Source organism: Flavobacterium sp. CECT 9288 (assembly GCF_918731615.1).
In the GTDB taxonomy this organism is placed as follows: domain Bacteria; phylum Bacteroidota; class Bacteroidia; order Flavobacteriales; family Flavobacteriaceae; genus Flavobacterium.
This window is the reverse complement of record NZ_OU957226.1, coordinates 1,030,165-1,051,484: the sequence shown is the minus strand read 5'-3', so window position 1 is coordinate 1,051,484 and position 21,320 is coordinate 1,030,165. Positions and strand designations below refer to the sequence as shown.

The following is a 21,320-nucleotide window of genomic DNA, read 5'->3' as shown; positions in this document are numbered from 1 at the left end:
ATTTTAATAAATGAAACTAAAAACATTATTATTATCTATATTACTATTAACTACAATTTTTGTTTTTTCTCAAACGAATACAATAATAGTCCATCCAAATATAAATTTGCCAAAAGACACCATTATTTCAAATGAGCTAATAAAATCATTAAATGGATTTCTTAGTTTAAAGGATAAAGCAAATAATGAAAATTCTTTTGTTTTGAAAGAAGATTTATTAGAGACATCTGTTTTATTGGATGAGATGAAAGGCATTGAAAAAGGTGGCAAATTTAAAGATGATAACTTTTATAAAAGTTATTTAACAAATTTAGTGCCTCTTAAGGATTCAAATTTCTTAGTTGAGTTTTCATACATTGGAGTAAATGAAAATTCTCCAATTGTTGTTGCTAGTTTTGAGGTTTTGGCAAAATTAAAAGATGAAAAGTTCTATTTTTTATCTCCGTTGAAAAGAAATACTTTTTTATGGAAAACAAAAACTATTGAGGGTGTTACCTTTCATTATAAAAGTATTTTGAATGAGAAAGTAGCTAAGGACTATGTAAAAAAAGTAACTCAATTTGATAAAAAGTTAAAATCAAATAGTAAAACGATCGAATGGTATGGATTCGATGACATGAACGATATGTTAAAAGGTATTGGAGTTAGCTATAAGTTACTATACAATAGCAGAACTTCAAGCACTTTTACAGCTAAAGAAAATAATTCATTACTTATTGCTAGTGGAACTAACAATAGCGATTTTAATGGTTTTGACCCACATGATTTATGGCATGAAAGGTTATACAATGTAATACCTAAAAGTAGAGTCAACAAACCTGTTGATGAAGGTTGTGCATACATATACGGTGGAAGTTGGGGAATTAGTTGGGAGCAAATATTAAAAACATTTAAAGCGAAAGTTAGTTCAAATAAATCTATTGATTTCTTAGCAACTTACGAGGATTTATATGATTTCGGTGAAAGCAACGAGAAGCATCTTTTAGTTCCTTATGTTATAAATGCTTTAATAATTAAAAAATTAGAAAAAGAAAAAGGTTTTGTGGCAGTAATGGAATTGCTCAGTTGTGGAAAATATCAAAATGGAAATGAAAATTATTATACAGCACTTGATAAATTAACTGGTATAAACAAATCTAATTTTAATGAGCGAGTTTGGAAATTGATAAATGAAAGTGGTAATTAGATGACAAAAAAAGATTTTCCTCATTATAGACAATTGGACTACAGAGATTGTGGTCCAACTTGTTTACGGATGATAGCCAAACATTACGGCAAAACATTTTCAAGAGAATTTTTGCGTGACAAAGCTAGTATTACCAAAACGGGGGTTACAATGGCTGGCATTGCAGAAGCAGCCGAAGCTATCGAAATGCGTACTTTGGGTATGCGTATTTCGTTAGAGAGTTTAGTTACCGAAGCACCAACACCATTTATTGTGCCTTGGAGGCAAAAGCACTTTGTTGTAGTCTATAAAACTTCAAAAACTAAAATATACGTTGCTGACCCTGCACAAGGTTTACTTACCTATTCGCACGCGGATTTTAAAAAAGCTTGGACTAATACAACAAATAATACAGGTTTTGTTTTATTGTTAGAAGCGAGCCCAAAGTTTTATGCTTTGGAAGAAGACAAAACAAAAACAAAAGGATTTTCTTTTCTGTTACCTTATTTTAGACCTTACAAAAAACTAATTCGTCAATTATTTATTGGATTAATGGTTGCAACCATTATTCAGTTTATATTACCATTTTTGATGCAAACTGTCGTAGATGTTGGTGTTAATAATCGTAATATTCCATTTATTTATCTAATACTTATATCACAACTAGTTTTAATATTTTCACAAACTTTAGTCAGTATTTTTAGAGAATGGCTTTTAATACATATTACTAGTCGTTTTAATATAAAAATGATTTCTGATTTTTTGTTTAAAATGCTTAAACTTCCTATTTCGTATTTTGATACACGAAACACAGGAGAGCATTTGCAACGAATACAAGACCATACTCGTATTCAAAACTTTGTGTCTTCATCAACATTGAATATGATATTTTCAATGATAACCTTTATCATTTTTAATTGCATTTTAGCTTATTATAATCTAAAAATATTCTTTGTTTTCATAATTGGGGCAATACTCTATGTGGGTTGGACATTTTTTTTCTTAAAAAAAAGAGCAGAACTAGACTATAAACGTTTTGACGAAGCTTCACAAAGTCAAAATTCTTTAATACAAATAATAAATGGCGTTAAAGAAATAAAAATTAATAATTCACAAAGGAAAAACCGCTGGAAATGGGAATTTAATCAGATTAGTCTTTTTAAAACCTCATTAAGTACATTGAAATTGGCACAATATCAATCCATTGGAGCTACTTTTATTAATGAAATTAAAAACATAGTCATAACATTTTTAGCTGCAAAAGCAGTAGTTGATGGTAATCTAACTTTGGGTATGATGATTTCTACTCAATATATTGTAGGGCAATTAAATTTGCCTTTGAGTAATTTTATAATCTTTATTCAAACTTGGCAAGATGCAAAAATTAGTTTAGAACGATTATCACAAGTACATACTAGAGATGATGAGGATTTAGCCACTGCCAAAAAATCTAATGAATTGTCCGATACTAAAACAATCGAGATAAAAGATTTATCATATAGATATGGGGGAAAATCGACACCTTTTGTTTTGAAAAATGTGAGTTGCATTATTCCAGAAGGCAAAACTACCGCCATTGTCGGAGCAAGTGGTAGCGGCAAAACTACATTGATGAAATTATTGTTAAAGTTTTATGAGCCGACAAAAGGGAGTATTAATATTGGCTCAATAGATTTGAATAGTATTAATAATGATTTCTGGCGGATGAATTGTGGAGCAGTTATGCAAGATACTTTTATGTTTAATGACACTATTGCGGGAAATATATCAGAATCCGAACAAAATGAAATGATTGACAGAGATAAATTAAACAATGCTGCTTTTGTTTCGAATATCGATGATTTTATTCAAAAATTACCTAATAAATTCAATACTGAATTAGGTACATCAGGGATTAGATTAAGCGGTGGACAAGAGCAAAGAATTATGATTGCGAGAGCCGTTTACAAAGACCCTTTTTATCTCTTTTTTGATGAAGCAACAAGTGCGTTAGACGCCAACAATGAAAAAGTGATAATGGAGAACCTAAATGCTTTTATTACTGGAAAAACAGCTATAATTGTTGCTCATAGATTAAGTACGGTAAAAAATGCCGATACTATTATTGTACTTGAAAATGGAGAAATTGTGGAGCAAGGAAATCATAATGATTTAACCAAACTTAGAGGAAAATATTATGAGTTGGTAAAAAATCAATTAGAATTAGGGAATTAATATGGAAGAGCTTAATGATGGTTTAAAAATATATAGTGAAGAAGTTAGAGATGTGCTTTCTGACCCACCAAAAGCTATTTTAAGATGGGGTAATACTATACTATTTGGTTTTATAATGATTCTGCTCTTAATTTCATGGTTTATAAAATATCCGGATATAATCACTACCCAAATTGTGATTACTACCAATATTCCGCCTGAGAAATTAGTTGCCAAAGTGCCTGGTAAAATTGAAGCTATTTTAGTAAAAGATAAAGCAACTATTCTAAAAAATACGCCTCTTGCAGTTATTGAAAATTCGGCAAAATATAAAGATGTATTTTTATTAAAAAGCATTGTTGATACCATTGATATTGATAAAAGTAAGTTTCCGTTTAAGAAATTCAACTCGGCGCAGCTGGGCGAAATAGAAAGTATATTCGCTCTGTTTCAAAAAGAAAGTATCGCTGATGAATTGAATACTAAATTACAACCCTATCAAGTGGAAGGCTCGGCACAAAGCTATGAAGCCATTCAACTGAAAGAACGGTTGAGTTTATTAGAGTCTCAAAAAAGCATTAATCAAAATGAGTTGGTGCTATTAAAAAGTGATTTAGATCGATACGAAAAATTATATGCAAAAGGGATTATTGCTTCTCAAGAAATGGAGAAGCAACGATTGACTTATTTACAATCTCAAAAAAATTATAAAAGCTTTTTGAGTACTATCTCACAATTAAAATCATCTTTAAACGAGTTAAATAGAAACAGTAAAACCACTCAAATAAATGAAAGTACCGCAACCATAAATTTAGAAAGAAATGTTGTTCAAGCTTTTTTAAGTGTTAAAAAAGCTATTAAAGATTGGGAGTTGAATTATGTTTTACGGTCGTCTATAAATGGAAAAGTTAGTTTCTTACAACTTTGGGCAGAAAATCAAACTGTAAATACTGGTGATAATGTATTTGCGATAATTCCAAAAAACGAAAACGGTTATATTGGTAAATTAAGAGCTCCTGCACAAAATTCAGGAAAAATCAAAATGGGACAAACCGTTAATATTAGATTAGCCAATTATCCTGATCGTGAATTTGGAATCATAAAAGGAAGTATAAACGCAATTTCATTGACTCCAGATAAAGAAGGTAATTTATTGATTAATGCTTCGCTACCAAAAGGACTAGAAACCTCCTATAAAAAACAAATCAGTTTTCAGCAAGAAATGTCAGGAACAGCAGATATTATAACTGAGGATTTACGATTAATAGAACGATTGTTGTACCAGTTTAGAGATATTTTCAAACGTTAGAAACAAATCAATTCAAGATTTTAGTTACTGTTAATATTATCATTTGATTTTTAAATTAACATGATTAATTCTAATTTAGTCAAATGAAAAAACTCGGACTTTGTTTCTTGATTCTACTATTATATTCGTGCATCCCACTACGAATTGCGTCAAATATTGAGGGTGATAAAATCGTACAAGCAAAAAAATTCAAAAAAGACCTTCCAAATTGCTACGGGTTTGTTTTTGAAGACAAAAAAAAAAGGCTGATGAATTTTACAACTTTATCAATACCAAATACAATTTAAAACACAGCAATGTAGATTCAAATGTTCCCATTGTTATAGACAACAAGACTTTTTATATATCTTTTTTTGAAAGAGAACGAGTTACTAAAACACTGAATCTAATCCCAATTGCCATTGATGCCAGTTTGCGAAGCAAAAGGAATGATCCGATCTTTGAGGACAATTATACTTCTAGAAATGGGTTTTGGTATATCATTATTTCGGTTAGGGATAAAGAAATCAACGACTGTCTCGATCCAAATTATCCCGAACTAGCAATTGTTACCAAACATTTAAAAAAGCTTAGAGATGAGTATTTTTCGACCACAAATTATGTTGAAGTCTATTTAAAAATGAAATGATTGAGCTGGTGCAAACACCATTGCTAATAAACTTATAAAACGGTTAATTTTTTTTAAAATAAATCCTTAATTTTGCTAACCGAAGAATGTAATTAACAACTTGCTCAAGTGAGTATTTAGCTACTGCCTTTTTATCAATAAAAAAACAAAAAAAACTTTACAATGAAATACGATATTATAGTTTTAGGAAGTGGTCCTGGTGGTTATGTTACTGCAATTAGAGCATCTCAATTGGGCTTTAAAGTAGCCGTAATAGAAAAAGAAAACTTAGGTGGTGTATGTTTGAACTGGGGATGTATCCCCACAAAAGCCTTACTTAAATCGGCTCAAGTTTTTGATTATTTAAAACATGCTTCGGATTACGGATTAACAGTATCCTCATTTGATAAAGACTTTCCAGCTGTTGTACAACGCAGCCGATCAGTAGCAGATGGAATGAGCAAAGGTGTTCAATTCTTAATGAAGAAAAATAAAATTGACGTAATTGATGGTTTTGGAAAATTAAAACCAGGCAAAAAAGTTGATGTTACTGACAAAGACAATAAAGTTACAGAATACAGTGCAGATCATATTATTATAGCTACTGGAGCTCGTTCTCGTGAATTACCAAACTTACCACAAGATGGTGTAAAAGTAATTGGTTACAGACAAGCCATGACATTGCCAACACAACCTAAATCGATGATCATTGTAGGTTCTGGAGCAATTGGGGTTGAGTTTGCACATTTTTACAACGCAATGGGAACAGAGGTAACTATTGTTGAATTTATGCCAAACATTGTACCTGTTGAAGACGAAGACATTTCTAAACAAATGGAACGTTCTATGAAAAAAGCAGGGGTTAAAATCATGACTAACTCTTCTGTAGAACGCATTGATACTTCTGGTGCAGGCGTTAAAGCATTTGTAAAAACTGCTAAAGGAGAAGAAATTCTTGAAGCTGACATTTTACTTTCAGCTGTTGGAATCAAAACCAACATTGAAAACATTGGACTTGAAGAAGTAGGAATTGCAACTGATAGAGATAAAATTTTAGTTGATGCTTTCAATGCTACTAATATTCCAGGTTATTACGCCATTGGTGATGTTACTCCAGGGCAAGCATTAGCACACGTAGCATCTGCTGAAGGAATTAACTGTGTAGAAAAAATTGCAGGTCTTCATGTAGAACCAATTGACTACGGAAACGTACCAGGTTGTACCTATGCTACTCCAGAAATTGCATCTGTTGGATTAACTGAAAAACAAGCTAAAGAAAAAGGATACGAATTAAAAATTGGTAAATTCCCATTCTCAGCATCAGGTAAAGCTAAAGCTTCTGGAACACCAGATGGTTTTGTAAAAGTAATTTTTGATGCTAAATACGGCGAATGGTTAGGTTGTCACATGATAGGTGCTGGCGTTACAGATATGATTGCTGAGGCAGTTGTAGCTCGTAAACTAGAAACTACTGGACATGAAATATTAAAAGCCATTCACCCACACCCAACTATGAGTGAGGCAGTAATGGAAGCTGTCGCTGATGCTTATGGCGAAGTAATTCACTTGTAAGATAGCAAACTTTGAATTCATAAAATCCGATTGGCTCGTTTGCCAATCGGATTTTTTTTACTTTAATGCTTACAGAAATACGCTAATTTGTATATTTTTTGTACATTAACAATTATTTACAAAACGTACCCTACTTTCTAAACAAATCTCCCATATCTTTGTAAAACGTGGGCAGGACCACATTATTTAGAACTTATTTTATAAAAATGACACCTGAAAACAAACGATTTTCTACACTTTTAAGCGAAAACCAAAACAACAATTGGGTTCGAGCCATTGATTCCTCTAAAATTGTCAATTGGATTGATGACTTATTCAAAATTTTATTCCCTGAAAAAGCTTTAGAGACCATTCAAATAGAAGTGCTTTTAAACCAAAATAAAGCCGATTTTATTAGTATTTTATCCGAAATTGTAAAGAACAAACCAACAGAGGTGATACTTGATGATGCCGAAGCGTTTTATACTACTTTACCACATTTATACGCTAACATGCAGCAAGATGCTCAAGCTATTCTTGACACAGACCCAGCTGCTGATTGCATTCAGGAAATCATTAATTCCTACCCAGGTTTTTTTGCAATTGAAGTGTATCGTATAGCGAATGCCATTGCAACAAGAACACCTTGCCTACTTCCAAGAATTTTAACGGAGTATGCACACAGTAAGACCGGAGTAGATATTCATCCGAACGCTACCATTGGAGTTCCGTTTATAATTGATCATGGAACAGGAATTGTAATTGGTGAAACCACAGTGATAGGAAAACATGTGAGTGTTTACCAAGGTGTAACTCTAGGAGCTTTGCAAGTAGAAAAAAGTATGCAAGAAAAAAAACGACACCCTACTGTTGAAGATCATGTTATCATTTATGCTAATGCTACCATTTTAGGTGGTAGTACAATAATTGGTAATCACAGTATTATAGGCGGAAATACGTTTATCACAAAAAGCGTAAATCCGTATTCATTTGTTATGCAGTCTAATAAAAACACAGTTTTAAACCAACTAGAAACAAAGGATATTAATTTTTTCTCTATATAAATTATGACAAAATTCAACAATATACTCGAAACAATTGGCAATACGCCACATGTAAAAATCAATCGTTTGTTTGGTGACAACCATGATATTTACATTAAACTAGAACGCGCTAATCCTGGTGCAAGCATAAAGGATAGAATTGCACTCGCCATGATTGAAGATGCCGAAGAAAAAGGGTTACTCAAAGCAGGCGGAACCATTATTGAAGCTACATCAGGTAATACTGGTATTGGTCTTGCCATGGTTGCAGCCGTAAAAGGGTACAAATTAGTATTGGTAATGCCAGAATCGATGTCAATTGAAAGACGCAGACTCATGAGTTTGTATGGTGCCGAATTTGTTCTTACACCCCGAGAAAAAGGAATGAAAGGAGCACTAGAAAAAGCACTAGAACTGGTTGCTGAATCGGATAATGCATGGTCTCCACTTCAGTTTGAAAACCCCGCTAATATTGAAATTCATAAAAAAACTACTGCACAAGAAATCATAAAAGCATTCCCAGAAGGCTTGGATTACTTAATTACTGGCGTAGGAACGGGAGGACATATTACAGGTTGTGCAGAAATACTAAAACAACATTTTCCAAATCTTAAAGTTTATGCAGTTGAGCCAGAAGCTTCTCCCGTAATAAGTGGTGGCACTCCTGCTCCACACCCTATTCAAGGCATTGGTGCTGGATTTATCCCTAAAAACCTTCATACTGATTTATTGGACGGAACAATTCAAGTAAGCAAAGACGAAGCTTTCACATACGCACAAAGGGCCGCAAAAGAAGAAGGAATGTTTATAGGAATATCATCAGGGGCATCACTTGCAGCTGTGGATAAAAAACTTCCTGAAATTCCTGAAAATGCAAAAGTGCTAACTTTTTGTTACGATACAGGTGAACATTATTTAAGTATTGAAGGCTTATTTGTTTAAATAAAATTCTAGAAACCGATTTACGTTTGTAAGTCGGTTTTTTTATTTTAGTTTATAAATTTTAATTGTTAAAATTAACATTAAATACACTTATTTCATACCTAAATTAGAATTTTTCAAGATTTTAAACCAGTAAAATATTAAATAGTTAAACCTTTTTAAAAATATGAAGTCATAAAAAAAAAAAAAAAACTATTATGAAAAATTTTATTTTAATACTATGTATTGTACTAGTAAGCAGCTGTAGCAATAATAATGAAGTAGTTGATCCAACTCCTTCAACTGAAATGTATTTTCCGTCAAATACAAGTTCTAACTGGGAAACAACTTCAAGTGCTAGTTTAAATTGGAATCAAAGTGCAATACAGGCATTAAAAGATTTTTTAATCCAAAAAAACACAAAATCTTTTCTAATTCTTGTAAACGGAAGAATAGTAATGGAGGAATATTTTAATGGTCATACAGCAATAGATACATGGGAATGGAATAGTGCAGGTAAAACACTTGTAGCAACTACAACAGGTATAGCAGTGCAAGAAGGACTCGTAAACTTGAATACCAAAGTATCTAACTACCTGAGTACGGAATGGACAAGTATGCCTTTACCTAAAGAAGATCTAATCCAAGTTCGTAATTTATTGACCATGACTTCAGGAAATGATGACAGTAAACAATTCATGATAAAAACAAATATAACTTACATTGCTGATGCCAATACTCGATGGGCTTATAGTAATGTTTTTCAGAAATTAACTGATGTGATTGCAAAAGCTAGCAATAAACCATTTGAAACTTATTTTAATGAAAAATTAAAAAATAAAATTGGTATGGATGGCTTTTGGAATTTTGGAACTATTTTCACAATATACCATAGTACAACAAAAAGTATGGCGCGATTTGGACTATTAGCTTTAAATAAAGGAAAATGGAATAATGAAACAATTGTAAACGAATCTTTTTTTAACGAAAGTGTAAATACATCTCAAAATATAAATCCGTCTTACGGCTACTTATGGTGGTTGAACGGTAAAACGAGTGCTATGATTCCTGGTGAACAAACCGTATTTCAAGGTTCACTTGTACCTAATGCACCTGCTGATATGTATGCAGCAATGGGAGCAAGCGATCAAAGAATTTATGTTATTCCAAGTAAGAAAATGGTAATCGTTAGAATGGGAAATGCTTCAGACCCAACAAATCCTAACTTTGCAGTTTCTGGTTTTGACAATGCCCTTTGGAGTAAAATAAATGCTGTTATCAGATAAATATAATTATTATTACAGAAAATAAAAGTGTTTTACAATTTCAAAAGTGTTACTTTAAATTTAAAACTGATTGGCTAAACTATTGAAAACCATCTGTTTTTAATTTTGTTTAATTTTTTGTTAAATATGTTAAACAAACACATTGAACACCTATCTTTGAATATCTTAATTTAATTAAACTAAAATATTTAAAATGAAATTAGTAAAAACAATTGGTGCTATGGCACTTTTAGGAGTTATCGCAACTTCATGTGGAGAAAAGAAAACAGCTGAATCAACAGAAAATGCAGACACAACTGCAGTTGCTGTAGATTCTGCAGCAGTTGTAGAAACACCAAACATTGTAGGTGTTGCAGCAGGAAACGCTGATTTTTCAACATTAGTAACTGCTGTAAAAGCGGCAGGATTAGTAGAAACATTGAGTAGCGAAGGACCATTTACGGTTTTTGCACCAAACAATGCCGCATTTGATAAATTGCCAGCTGGTACAGTAGATGGTTTATTGAAACCAGAAAGTCTTGATAAATTAAAAGCAGTTTTAACATATCATGTCGTTTCTGGAAAGTTTGATGCAGCAGCAGTAACTGAGGCAATCAACAAAAATAATGGTAAATATACCGTTACAACTGTTCAAGGTGGAAAAATTGAATTGAGCTTAAAAGATGGGAAAGTAATTTTGACAGATGCTAATGGTGCAACATCTACTGTTGTTCTGGCTGATGTAGCTGCATCTAATGGTGTAATTCACGCTATTGACTCAGTGGTTATGCCTAAATAATTATTGATTCAAATCAGATTTAAAACCGTTGCAATGTTAAAATTGCAACGGTTTTTTAATTTTTAATGAATGATCATAACAATTATAATTTTTATTCGTTATGAATTTGTAATTAAAACAAAATTTTAGCATTTAAACATGTAGTAAATAAAAAAATAAATTATTTTTGGTTCTAAATTTTATGTAACCCATGAGTTATCTGAAAACCGAATTGTACGAATTAATCAAACAAGACAACTCCATATTTGATTTTATTCAAGAAACTGCATTAGATGGCCTTTCGTATTGGGATATAGAAAACCCCGAAAATAGTTATATGAATCCTAAGTTTTGGTCAAAACTAGGTTATAATTACAACGACTTACCAAGCCATTACAATTCGTGGAAAAACATCGTAAACAAAGAAGATGCAAAATTACTGCAAGAAGTAATTCGAAAAAATATAAGTACAGTTGATTTTGTTTACGAACAAATTTTCAGATTTACTCATCAAAACGGTACAACAATATGGATGAAATGTTATGGCAAAATCATCCAAAATCCTAATGGTAATGAAAAACGATTATTAGGAGCACATATTGACATAACCTACTTAAAAGAGCAAGAAGTTTTATTAGAAAATTGTAATTCAGCAGCTAGAATTGGCTACTGGGAATTTGATATTTTAGCTCAACAAATTCATTGGAGTAAAATCACAAAAGAAATTCATGAAGTTAGTGAAAACTATATTCCTAATCTAGAAACGGCTATCAATTTTTATAAAGAAGGTGATAATAGAGATATAATTAACATAGCAATTTCTAATGCAATAAAAAATAACGAACCATTTGATTATCGCTTACAAATAATTACTGCAAAAGGAAATCACCGCTGGATTAGAACTATTGGCCAAACAGTATTTATAAAAGGTAGATGTACCAAAGTCTATGGAACTTTTCAAGATATAACTATTGAAAAGAATGCAAAAATTGAATTAATTAAAGAAAAAGAGAAATTACAAAGTGTTCTTGAGGCTACTAACTTGGGGACTTGGGAATGGAATATTCAAACTAATGAAGTTCTTTTTAATAATAGATGGGCAGAAATTTTAGGTTATTCACTTGTGGAACTTCAACCTATTAGTATTCAAAATTGGGTAGACTTGGTTCATCCAGAAGACTTGCTGATTTCTCAGAAAATCTTAGAGGAATGTTTTGGTAAGAAAAGAGAATTTTACCATTGTGAATGCAGAATGAAACATAAAAATGGGGAATGGGTTTGGATTTTAGATCACGGAAGAATAATCAGCTGGACAGAGGAAGGGTTGCCAATAATGATGTATGGAACTCATACTGACATTACAGAATCTAAAAAAACATTTGAAAGAAATAAATTATTTATAGAGCAGACCCCTACAGCCATTGCCATGTTTGATAAGGAATTAAAATACATTGCTTCATCAGAGAAATGGTATACTGATTATGGGTTGCAAGGACAAGAAATAATAGGTAAATCTCATTATGAAATTTTTCCCGAAATAGGAGACAATTGGAAAAAAATACACCAAGAGTGTTTAACTGGCATAGCACAAAAAAAAGAAGAAGAAAAATTTGTTCGTCAAGATGGATCCATACAATGGCTAAAATGGGAAGTAAAACCATGGTACTCTGATTCAGAAACAATTGGTGGACTGATTATGCTTACTGAGGACATAACACCAAGAAAAAAAATACAAGAACAACTCTTAGTAAGTGAAGAGGCTTTTAGGGGGAATTTTGAAAGTGCAGCTATAGGTATGGCGTTACTTAACATACAAGGGCAATGGATTAAAGTAAATAAAAACTTATGTGAAATCACTGGGTATACTAATGATGAGTTGATGCAACTTACCTTTCAAGATATTACCCATCCAAATGATTTAGAAAAAGATATTGCTTTACGTAAAGAACTTGTTGAAGGAAAAATTAACTTTTACCACCTTGAAAAAAGGTATATTTGTAAAGATGGGACAGTTGTTTATGTAATATTAGCATCGTCTATTGTTAGAGATCCAGAAAACAATCCCTTATATATTATATCTCAAATCATAGATATTTCTTCACAAAAAAATGCTGAAAATAAACTAGAACAAGCTGTATCAAAACTTCAAGGGATACTAGATGCTAGTACTCAAGTTGCTATTATTGAGACTAATATTGATGGACTAATAACAACCTTTAATACTGGTGCCGAAAATCTTTTAGGATACAAGAAAGAGGAAGTTATCCATTTAAAAACTCCTGAAACTATTCATTTACAGGAAGAAATTGAAGCACAAGAAGAAAAAATATTAATTGAAGAAAATATTAAATGCAAAGGTTTTGAAGTCTTTACACATGTGTTAGATAAAGGAAAATTTGAAACAAGCGAATGGACATATGTAAAAAAAGACGGAACCCAATTTCCGGTACAACTTACAATTACGGCTGTAAAAAAGAATAATAAAATTACTGGTTATCTAATGATTGCTGTAGACATTAGTAGCATTAAAAAGGTTGAAAATGAAATTCAATCATTACTATTTGTTACAAAAGATCAAAACGAACGGTTGAAAAATTTTGCACATATAGTTTCTCATAACTTAAGATCTCACTCCGGCAATATTGCCATGATGTTGGAGTTGCTTTTATATGAAAACCCTGCATATGCCGATAATGAAATCATTCAACTACTAGATTTAGCTTCGAAAAACTTAAAAGATACTATAGGACACCTCAATGAAGTGGTAATTATGAATACCACCATAACCGAAAATATTGCTCCAGTAAATTTAAATAATGCAATTGAAAACAGTATCAATAATATACAAATCCTAGCTAAAAATGCTGATGTAGAGATCTTAAATGAAGTAAAAAAAGATATATATATTTTAGGAATACCTGCTTATGTAGAAAGTATTTTATTGAATTTTTTATCGAATTCTATAAAATATAAATCAGAAAAAAGGAAGGCCTATATAAAGTTAAATGCTACTATAGAAGATGACAAAATTGTATTAAGTATTGAAGATAATGGTCTAGGAATTGATTTAAAACAAAACGGAGATAAGCTTTTTGGAATGTATAAAACTTTTCACATGAATGATGATGCTCGAGGGATTGGGTTATTTATTACAAAAAACCAAATAGAAGCTATTGGCGGTAAAATTACAGTAACTAGTGCAGTTGATAAAGGAACCACTTTTAAATTATATTTTCAAAATGCCTAAGATAGATATTGCTTGTATAATTGATAACGACCCAATCTTTGTTTTTGGTGCTAAAAGAATTATGGAAATTGCAGATTTTTGCAATAGTTTCATGATTTTTAGAGACGGCAAAGAAGCATTTGATAAACTAAAAACAATAATAAATACGGATGGAAAACTCCCTGATTTAATTTTATTAGATATAAATATGCCTATTTGGAATGGTTGGCAGTTTCTGGATGAGTTTATCAAAATTCCAATCAAACAAACAATTACTATCTATATCATGACCAGTTCAATTGATCCCACTGATATTGAAAAAGCAAAAAAATATAATGAAATTTCAAATTATATTGTTAAGCCTATATCTCTTGACGAACTAAAACAACTGATTGTATAAGCTTATTTTAATGTGATTAACTGTTTTGAATATCAACCAGAGCTTCTATAAAAGTATCAACATCTTGTGTAGTGTTAAAATGACTAAAAGAAACTCTCAAACTTGGTAATACTAAATCAGATTCACTTAAAAGCTCTGCCAAAACGTGGGAAGGCTTAATACTTCCTGATTGACAAGCACTACCTCTTGATACTGCAATACCTTTCATGTCTAAATGAAATAAAATCATAGCAGTTTTTTCTTTATCAAAAGGTAAAATAATATTTATAACATTATAAAATCCAGAAAGATCACCGTTACATTTTACACCAGGAATATATACTTGCAATTGATCCCACAAATATTTTTTTAAAGCTTCAATGTGCTTTTGATCCCTTTCTAAATTTAAATACGAAAGTTCTAAAGCCTTAGCCATTCCGGCTATTTGATGTAAGGCTTCGGTTCCAGCGCGCAAGCCTTTTTCCTGCTCTCCACCAAAAAATAAAGGTTGTAGTCCTGAATTTTTTCGAATAAAGGCTAATCCTACTCCTTTTGGACCATGAAACTTATGTGCACTCGCTACAATAAAATCTACTGAAAGTTCCTGCAAATCTAATTTCATTTTCCCTATTGATTGAACGGTATCCGAATGAAACAAAACATTGTACTCTTTACAAATGACACCCACACGATTTAGGTCTAGCACGGTTCCTATTTCATTATTCACATGCATTAAACTCACTAGAGTCTTTTTATCATTTGCTAAAAGCGTCACTAAATGGGTTAAATCTATTGCGCCATCTGGTTTTAAAGCTACATAATCTACTTGAATTCCGTACTGTTGCTGTAGTGCTAAAACCGTATATAAAACCGCATGATGCTCAATTTTACTGGTAATAATTCGTTCTACCTTTAAATCTTTTACTGCTGATTGTAAAATCCAGTTGTTGGCCTCGGTACCACAAGATGTAAAGATGATTTCTTGCGCAGTAGCATTCAAATTTTTTGCAATAATTTTTCGAGACAATTCTAAAACATTTTTAGAACTTCTTCCAAAGCTGTGCGTTGAAGACGGATTACCGTATTCTTGTTCTAGAACGTGTGTCATTTCCTGAATTACCTCGGGACGAAGTGCAGTAGTTGAAGCATTGTCAAGATATACTTTTTGCATTGTAGTTGATATATTTGAAAGGTTACTCGGCGTCTTTTGTAGTTGAATATATATTTTTATTTTTCTTAAATAATACTTCTTTGTTGAATACTACGATAGACAACAAAATTAAGAAATAAGAAAATAATTGAATAGTATGTACTTGCTCCTGGTAATAAAAAACAGCTAATAAAAAATTAATTATCGGATTAATATAAATCATAATTCCAACTGCTGAAGAGTTTATTCCTTTTAGGGCATATAGATTTAAGAAAAGTGGAATAATTGTAAAAAAAACTACAATCATAAACATGCATGTATAAAAAATAGGCTCTGTAGGAACTGGACCGCTGTATTTTGGGTAAAAAGGCAGTAAAATAACCGCTGTAAAAATTAACTGAATGGTCAATCCTAAAAACTTATCAATTTCGTTATTTTTTCGCTGGCTTACTAAATACAAAGCATACGTTGCAGCAGTAACTAAACTAAAAAAGATATCTTGAAAATGATCAAAGGATAACAAAATACAACTCAAAAAACTAATTCCAACTGCTGCCCATTGCCAAGAACTTAGTTTTTCTTTGAGCATAAAAAAGGCTAGAACTGTGGTCACAATAGGACATATTAAATAGGCTAAAGAAGCAGCATTTACGCTTACATGATTCATTACAAAAATATAAACAAACCAGTTTGAAGATAAAAAAAAGCCTCCGCCCAGAGTAAGCCAAATGACTTTTTTTTGCTCCTTAGGTGGTAATTGCTTAAAACGATTCCAATTTTCAGAGATTATTTTTTTTCGAAAAAAAACATTAATTAAAACCATTGTAATTACACTAAAGAAAACACGATAAAACAAGATATCTAGTGATGGATAAAGATGTAATGGTTTAAGTGCGAAACTGAAAAACCCCCACATAAAAAAAGCAAGGAAGGCCGCCGAATAATATTTATTTAATCTCATTGATAAAAAAATGAAATACAAAGATACTCTTTTCTTAAAGTAATACAGTCTTAAAAACTCATCAAGTTGGGCTATCAAAGCGGAAGCTTTCAAAAAACGCTCCCTTAAAATCATGTTAAAAATGTGTTTTTTAAATTACAATGCAACTAGAACCCATTAAAAATTCTATTTTTGTTACAAATTATTGAACATGAAAAAAATTTTCAGCATATTCTTTTTAGCGGTTATTTTACACAGTTGTGATGACGGTGATTTAACACAGGAAACCATTAACTTCGATTCGGTTACTGCACAAAAATGTAACAGTACAAACATTATTTATAAAGTTAAAGAAAACGAAGCTTTACTTATTGATGCATCACAAATTATATTTCCTACTGAAGAAACTACACAAGAAATAGACATTAATACTACAAATCGTGTGATTTATCGTTTTTACAACGGGACCGTAACCTCTGCAACATTATGTGAAACTATACCACCTGCAAATCCTATTGTTGTTGACGATTGGATTGCAACAGGTGGAAAAATGGTGATTACCACAAAAGCAGTAAAACCATTAAACCAAACTGATAATAGCACCAGAATAACAGGATATAGCCATAACATTACATTTAAGAACATAACCTTTAATAAAGGAAATGGCACTCAGGTGTACGATACCTTTACCTTTGGAGACTTTATTATCACTAATACACCACCTCCATTGGCATTTAAAAAAGTATTGAATCAATGCCCAAGTACCAAACAATTATACGACAAGAACAGCAGTGAAGCCTTAATACTAGACATTGACCCTACTTTAATTAAAAATGAAAGTACACCCTTAAACACTCCTCGTGTAGCACTTATTGGTAACACTGTAAACAAACTCACTTACAGACTGTTTGGTGGGGTATTGTCAGACAGTTATTTTTGCAACACTACTTATCCTGCTACACCTAGCGTAACCGAAGAATGGATAGCAATTCCTGGTGTTGTTAATACTAGCGGTACCATTGAGGTTACTACAACAACATTTGGAACAGGGTTTAAGCATACCATTGTTCTAAAAAAGGTAAAACTAAAAAAAGGAACAAATGATTTTAGTCTAGGTGACAATTACATTTACGGAGAGTTACAGACTACAAATTAGTTTTCAAAATAAAGTAGATATTATTTGATACAAAAAAACCCAATTCTAGCAGTAAATAAAATTACTTTTAGAATTGGGTTTTACTTTTTATGACCAACTTACCATTTTACATGGCACTTTGCTTGATATATACTTCGGTGGCACCTAAACCATATTTTTGATAATTACCATCCTGAAAAGCAATATTATCATAGCGACCAAGTAGAAAATCTAGTTCTGCTTTCAAGATTCCCTCTCCTACTCCATGAATAAAAACTATTTTTGGAATTCTGTTTTTAATGGCAAATTCAATGTGTCTTTTTGCTGTTTCGGTTTGTAAAGTCAAAATATCATAATTAGACATTCCTCTTTTATTAGGCACTAATTTTTCAATATGTAAATCAAACTCTGGTGCAGAAATTTCATTTTTAGATTTTTTTTCTTTTACAAAACTACGCGGTTTTGGAATCTCTTTTTCTTTTTTAATTTCAGCTACATCTATCCTTCTAATAGTATCCAGTAAATTACTACTGTCGTTTACTTTAATCAATTCATTGGCAAGAAATGCCATTGTAAAACCATCTTCGGTTTCTATTGTCACACGATTTTCTTGTACAGAAAGAACAACACCGTTAATGGCATCATCAAGAACCGAAACTTTATCTCCTTTATTCAACATTATCATCCTTGTTTTCTTGATTCTTACTCGGTGTTTTAGCACTTAATTGCATCATTCCCATCATAAAAACTACAATAGCAAATGCCATTACATAAATGTTTTTATTAGCACTTACTTGCTCGTACAATGCCACACTTATTGCAACTACCATTATAGGAAGTATTAACTTTTTCATCTTTTTTTCGAATAATTATTCAAAAGTAATCATTTTTAAATTGCTCTTTTTAATTTGTAAAAAGTTTATTGTTTATTTGTAAAGTTATAAAAAAGAAAAAAATTGAATTTAGAAAAATACATGCTCCCTTGTTTAAGTAAAACAATCTTTGGAATTGAATGCTTGGGCTGTGGCTTTCAGCGAGCTTTACTTCTTTTGATACAAGGTAATTTTACAAACGCTTTTAAAATGTATCCAGCAGTATTTACCTCATTACTATTTATGCTTTGTTGTGTTTTAAGTTTTTTGGACAAAAAAAGAAAATATAGTACCCTAATTATTAAAACGGGAATCATAAATGGTGTTTTTATGATTGCAGGTTATTATTTCAAACATTTTGAAACGATCTTTTTGATGTAAAACAGGACTGAATTAATGGTTAACACGGGTAAATTTCTGCGGCAAACACATTAATTATTTAACAAAGTTTCCCAATTACACGAGCAGGTTTACTTGAATCCAATGCATAATTTTAATTTAGTTCAATATCTTTGCACCACTTTTTTGAACCAAAAAAAAATTTTTATCGAATGTTCCTCTTTTGGTACAGGAATTTTCTTTTTTAATAATCCAATAAGCTCATGAAATCATATAAAATACTAGATTTAATAGGTAACACGCCGTTAGTTGAATCTACAAACTTAATTGCCAACAAAAATGTAAAACTATTATTGAAACTTGAGGGTAACAATCCTGGTGGAAGTGTAAAAGATAGAGCGGCATACAACATGATCAAATCGGCATTAGAACGAGGAGACATAAAAAGAGGAGACAAACTAATAGAAGCAACCAGCGGCAATACCGGAATAGCGCTAGCCATGATTGCACAGTTATTTAATATTGAAATTGAGCTCATATTGCCCGAAGATTCTACAATAGAGCGCACACAAACCATGCGTGCTTATGGAGCAACGGTTATTTTGACTCCAGCGGCAACCGGAATTATAGGATCAAGAGATTATGCTGATAAAAAAGTTGCTGAAGGTGGCTATATCATGCTCAATCAGTTTGCTAATGATGACAACTGGAAAGCACATTACAATACTACTGGTCCCGAAGTTTGGAATGACACTGATGGAACGGTAACCCACTTTGTATCTGCAATGGGTACTACAGGAACTATAATTGGTACATCTACTTTTTTAAAAGAAAAAAATCCCACCATACAAATTGTGGGAGCACAGCCTAGCGATGGTTCTCAAATACCAGGCATTAGAAAATGGCCACAGGAATATTTGCCTAAAATTTTCGATGCCAAAAAAGTAGACACAGTTATTGAAGTTTCAGAGCAAGAAGCCAGAGCCATGACCAAACGTTTAGCGCTTGAAGAAGGAATTTTTGCAGGAATGAGTAGTGGCGGATCAGTGGCTGCTGCGATAAAAATTGCTGAAACTTTAGAATCAGGTGTAATAGTAGCCATTATTTGCGATCGTGGTGACCGTTATTTATCTTCAGATTTATTTGATTAATTCTAAAGATCAATGCAGTACTATGAAAAAAATTTAGTCTTAAAATTATTATTTTAAATCAAGACATAATTTTTCAATTGGTTTAATAGAAGTATCATGCATGATGGGGCAAAAAACACAAGATCAAGACTGGGTCAATTTAAAAAAGTACCAAGAACAAAATTCACAACTTAAACCATCCCCAGCTGGAGAAAAAAGAGTTGTATTTATGGGTGACTCCATTACTGAGTTTTGGAGCAGAGTAAATCCGAGTTTTTTTGAATTAAAACCGTACATCAACCGCGGCATTAGTGGCCAAACAACACCTCAAATACTCAAAAGGTTTAAAGCTGATGTTTTAGATTTAAACCCTGCTGTTGTTGTCATACTGGGCGGTGTGAATGATATTGCTGGTAATACCGGACCAACTACGATCCAAAGTATTGCTGCAACTATTTTTGAAATGGTAGCTTTGGCACAAGCCAATAAAATAAAAGTCATTTTATGTTCTGTTTTGCCTGCTTATGATTTTTCTTGGAGACCCAATCAATTTCCTGCTGAAAAAATTATAGCCTTGAATCTTTTGATAAAAAAGTACGCATTAGAGAACGGTATATATTATCTTGATTATTTTAGCGAAATGAAAGATGAGAAAAATGGACTCAAAAAAGAATATGGCCCAGACGGAGTACATCCCAACTTAGCAGGATATCAAGTAATGGGTCCTTTAGTTGAAGAAGCAATTCAAAAAGTTTTGGAAATTTAATGCACAAAAAAAACTCGAATTGCACACTCGAGTTTTTTGTGAATCTATTTTTAGTTTACAATAGTGTTGCAGTACTTGATATTGTTGCGTTCAGAACTTTAGAAACAGGACAATTTTTTTCGGCTTTTTGAACTAATTCTTGAAAAGCATCTGCAGTTATGTCTGCAATTTTAGCATTAACCGTTAGATGAGATGCAGCAATGACACCATCTACAAAATCAATGTCACATTTAGTTTCAATATTTTCAATTGCAAATCCTTCCTCGCCTATGTAAGCCGATAATTGCATCGTAAAACAACCAGCATGTGCAGCTGCTATTAACTCTTCGGGGTTTGTGCCCACACCTTCTTCAAAACGTGATTTAAAAGAATATTGCGTTTTATTAAGCGTAGTTGTTTGAGTAGTTAGTGTACCATTTCCTTCTTTAAGTGAACCTTCCCAGTGTGCTGTTGCGTATCTTTTCATAATGCTTTTTTTTAGTGTTATCTCAAATTTACAAAACCAAAACAAACGTGCCTGCCAATAAAATATTAATTAACGTAACTTTAGA

At 31.9% G+C, this 21,320-nt stretch carries 19 protein-coding genes; 14 read left to right on the top strand and 5 right to left on the bottom strand.

Going from position 1 to position 21,320, the window contains the following annotated elements:
• Window positions 1-10: 10 nt before the first annotated feature.
• From LQ189_RS04675 to LQ189_RS04630, 10 genes are all read left to right on the top strand, one after another.
• The gene (locus LQ189_RS04675) at window positions 11-1,186 is read left to right on the top strand and encodes a hypothetical protein (RefSeq protein ID WP_230154604.1); all 1,176 of its coding nucleotides are present in this window, start codon (window positions 11-13) and stop codon (window positions 1,184-1,186) included.
• A complete protein-coding gene (locus LQ189_RS04670) occupies window positions 1,187-3,379 on the top strand; it encodes a peptidase domain-containing ABC transporter (RefSeq protein ID WP_230154602.1) in 2,193 nt (730 codons plus the stop codon).
• A gap of 1 nt (window position 3,380) precedes the next feature.
• Window positions 3,381-4,667 (top strand): HlyD family secretion protein, encoded by a 1,287-nt coding sequence (locus tag LQ189_RS04665; RefSeq protein ID WP_230154601.1) that lies wholly within the window; start codon window positions 3,381-3,383, stop codon window positions 4,665-4,667.
• A gap of 790 nt (window positions 4,668-5,457) precedes the next feature.
• Window positions 5,458-6,846, top strand: a complete 1,389-nt coding sequence (gene lpdA / locus LQ189_RS04660) for a dihydrolipoyl dehydrogenase (RefSeq protein WP_086455343.1) — start codon at window positions 5,458-5,460, stop codon at window positions 6,844-6,846.
• Window positions 6,847-7,052: 206 nt separating this feature from the next.
• Window positions 7,053-7,889 (top strand): serine O-acetyltransferase, encoded by an 837-nt coding sequence (locus tag LQ189_RS04655; protein WP_230154599.1) that lies wholly within the window; start codon window positions 7,053-7,055, stop codon window positions 7,887-7,889.
• Between the two features lie 3 nt (window positions 7,890-7,892).
• Entirely contained in the window at window positions 7,893-8,810 is a 918-nt protein-coding gene (gene cysK, locus LQ189_RS04650) for a cysteine synthase A (RefSeq protein WP_230154597.1), read from the top strand.
• Window positions 8,811-9,007: 197 nt separating this feature from the next.
• Window positions 9,008-10,075, top strand: coding sequence for a serine hydrolase (locus tag LQ189_RS04645; RefSeq protein ID WP_230154595.1), 1,068 nt, complete (start codon window positions 9,008-9,010; stop codon window positions 10,073-10,075).
• A 193-nt stretch (window positions 10,076-10,268) separates the two neighbouring features.
• Window positions 10,269-10,853, top strand: a complete 585-nt coding sequence (locus LQ189_RS04640; RefSeq protein WP_230154593.1) for a fasciclin domain-containing protein — start codon at window positions 10,269-10,271, stop codon at window positions 10,851-10,853.
• A 190-nt stretch (window positions 10,854-11,043) separates the two neighbouring features.
• Window positions 11,044-14,079 (top strand): PAS domain S-box protein, encoded by a 3,036-nt coding sequence (locus tag LQ189_RS04635; RefSeq protein WP_230154591.1) that lies wholly within the window; start codon window positions 11,044-11,046, stop codon window positions 14,077-14,079.
• Window positions 14,072-14,458, top strand: a complete 387-nt coding sequence (locus LQ189_RS04630; RefSeq protein WP_086454238.1) for a response regulator — start codon at window positions 14,072-14,074, stop codon at window positions 14,456-14,458. The genes LQ189_RS04635 and LQ189_RS04630 overlap by 8 nt, the downstream gene beginning before the upstream one ends.
• Window positions 14,459-14,474: 16 nt before the next feature.
• Here LQ189_RS04630 and LQ189_RS04625 read toward each other — a convergent pair whose 3' ends face one another.
• Together LQ189_RS04625 and LQ189_RS04620 are read right to left on the bottom strand one after the other, a co-directional pair.
• A complete protein-coding gene (locus tag LQ189_RS04625) occupies window positions 14,475-15,608 on the bottom strand; it encodes a cysteine desulfurase family protein (protein ID WP_230154582.1) in 1,134 nt (377 codons plus the stop codon).
• 22 nt (window positions 15,609-15,630) lie between these two features.
• Window positions 15,631-16,548, bottom strand: a complete 918-nt coding sequence (locus LQ189_RS04620; protein ID WP_230154579.1) for an EamA family transporter — start codon at window positions 16,546-16,548, stop codon at window positions 15,631-15,633.
• 190 nt (window positions 16,549-16,738) lie between these two features.
• On the opposite strand from LQ189_RS04620, the gene LQ189_RS04615 reads away from it, so the two are divergent.
• Entirely contained in the window at window positions 16,739-17,683 is a 945-nt protein-coding gene (locus LQ189_RS04615; protein ID WP_230154577.1) for a hypothetical protein, read from the top strand.
• 106 nt (window positions 17,684-17,789) lie between these two features.
• Here the strand turns inward: LQ189_RS04615 and LQ189_RS04610 are convergent, their stop codons facing one another.
• Both LQ189_RS04610 and LQ189_RS04605 read right to left on the bottom strand, forming a co-directional pair.
• A complete protein-coding gene (locus LQ189_RS04610) occupies window positions 17,790-18,341 on the bottom strand; it encodes a Smr/MutS family protein (RefSeq protein WP_230154575.1) in 552 nt (183 codons plus the stop codon).
• On the bottom strand, window positions 18,331-18,516 hold the full coding sequence (locus LQ189_RS04605; protein ID WP_230154573.1) for a hypothetical protein: 186 nt from the start codon (window positions 18,514-18,516) through the stop codon (window positions 18,331-18,333). The genes LQ189_RS04610 and LQ189_RS04605 overlap by 11 nt, the downstream gene beginning before the upstream one ends.
• A gap of 120 nt (window positions 18,517-18,636) precedes the next feature.
• Between LQ189_RS04605 and LQ189_RS04600 the strand changes: the two genes are divergently transcribed.
• The 3 genes from LQ189_RS04600 (at window position 18,637) to LQ189_RS04590 (ending at window position 20,769) form a co-directional block, all read left to right on the top strand.
• Entirely contained in the window at window positions 18,637-18,915 is a 279-nt protein-coding gene (locus tag LQ189_RS04600) for a DUF2752 domain-containing protein (protein ID WP_230158630.1), read from the top strand.
• Window positions 18,916-19,136: 221 nt separating this feature from the next.
• Window positions 19,137-20,024, top strand: a complete 888-nt coding sequence (gene cysM, locus LQ189_RS04595; protein ID WP_230154572.1) for a cysteine synthase CysM — start codon at window positions 19,137-19,139, stop codon at window positions 20,022-20,024.
• A gap of 100 nt (window positions 20,025-20,124) precedes the next feature.
• A complete protein-coding gene (locus tag LQ189_RS04590; protein WP_370634832.1) occupies window positions 20,125-20,769 on the top strand; it encodes an SGNH/GDSL hydrolase family protein in 645 nt (214 codons plus the stop codon).
• Between the two features lie 55 nt (window positions 20,770-20,824).
• Here LQ189_RS04590 and LQ189_RS04585 read toward each other — a convergent pair whose 3' ends face one another.
• Window positions 20,825-21,235 carry an OsmC family peroxiredoxin gene (locus LQ189_RS04585; RefSeq protein ID WP_230154571.1) on the bottom strand — a complete coding sequence of 137 codons (411 nt, stop codon included), beginning with the start codon at window positions 21,233-21,235 and terminating at the stop codon, window positions 20,825-20,827.
• Window positions 21,236-21,320: the final 85 nt, after the last annotated feature.

Coding starts and splice junctions, on each gene's coding strand:
- LQ189_RS04590 (WP_370634832.1), top strand. CDS start 20,125: ATGATGGGGCAAAAAACACAAGATCAAGACTGGGTCAATTTAAAAAAG.
- LQ189_RS04620 (WP_230154579.1), bottom strand. CDS start 16,548: ATGAGATTAAATAAATATTATTCGGCGGCCTTCCTTGCTTTTTTTATG.
- LQ189_RS04635 (WP_230154591.1), top strand. CDS start 11,044: ATGAGTTATCTGAAAACCGAATTGTACGAATTAATCAAACAAGACAAC.
- LQ189_RS04640 (WP_230154593.1), top strand. CDS start 10,269: ATGAAATTAGTAAAAACAATTGGTGCTATGGCACTTTTAGGAGTTATC.
- LQ189_RS04670 (WP_230154602.1), top strand. CDS start 1,187: ATGACAAAAAAAGATTTTCCTCATTATAGACAATTGGACTACAGAGAT.
- LQ189_RS04665 (WP_230154601.1), top strand. CDS start 3,381: ATGGAAGAGCTTAATGATGGTTTAAAAATATATAGTGAAGAAGTTAGA.
- LQ189_RS04675 (WP_230154604.1), top strand. CDS start 11: ATGAAACTAAAAACATTATTATTATCTATATTACTATTAACTACAATT.
- LQ189_RS04630 (WP_086454238.1), top strand. CDS start 14,072: ATGCCTAAGATAGATATTGCTTGTATAATTGATAACGACCCAATCTTT.
- LQ189_RS04605 (WP_230154573.1), bottom strand. CDS start 18,516: ATGAAAAAGTTAATACTTCCTATAATGGTAGTTGCAATAAGTGTGGCA.
- LQ189_RS04625 (WP_230154582.1), bottom strand. CDS start 15,608: ATGCAAAAAGTATATCTTGACAATGCTTCAACTACTGCACTTCGTCCC.
- LQ189_RS04600 (WP_230158630.1), top strand. CDS start 18,637: ATGCTCCCTTGTTTAAGTAAAACAATCTTTGGAATTGAATGCTTGGGC.
- LQ189_RS04655 (WP_230154599.1), top strand. CDS start 7,053: ATGACACCTGAAAACAAACGATTTTCTACACTTTTAAGCGAAAACCAA.
- LQ189_RS04645 (WP_230154595.1), top strand. CDS start 9,008: ATGAAAAATTTTATTTTAATACTATGTATTGTACTAGTAAGCAGCTGT.
- LQ189_RS04610 (WP_230154575.1), bottom strand. CDS start 18,341: ATGTTGAATAAAGGAGATAAAGTTTCGGTTCTTGATGATGCCATTAAC.
- LQ189_RS04615 (WP_230154577.1), top strand. CDS start 16,739: ATGAAAAAAATTTTCAGCATATTCTTTTTAGCGGTTATTTTACACAGT.
- lpdA (WP_086455343.1), top strand. CDS start 5,458: ATGAAATACGATATTATAGTTTTAGGAAGTGGTCCTGGTGGTTATGTT.
- LQ189_RS04585 (WP_230154571.1), bottom strand. CDS start 21,235: ATGAAAAGATACGCAACAGCACACTGGGAAGGTTCACTTAAAGAAGGA.
- cysM (WP_230154572.1), top strand. CDS start 19,137: ATGAAATCATATAAAATACTAGATTTAATAGGTAACACGCCGTTAGTT.
- cysK (WP_230154597.1), top strand. CDS start 7,893: ATGACAAAATTCAACAATATACTCGAAACAATTGGCAATACGCCACAT.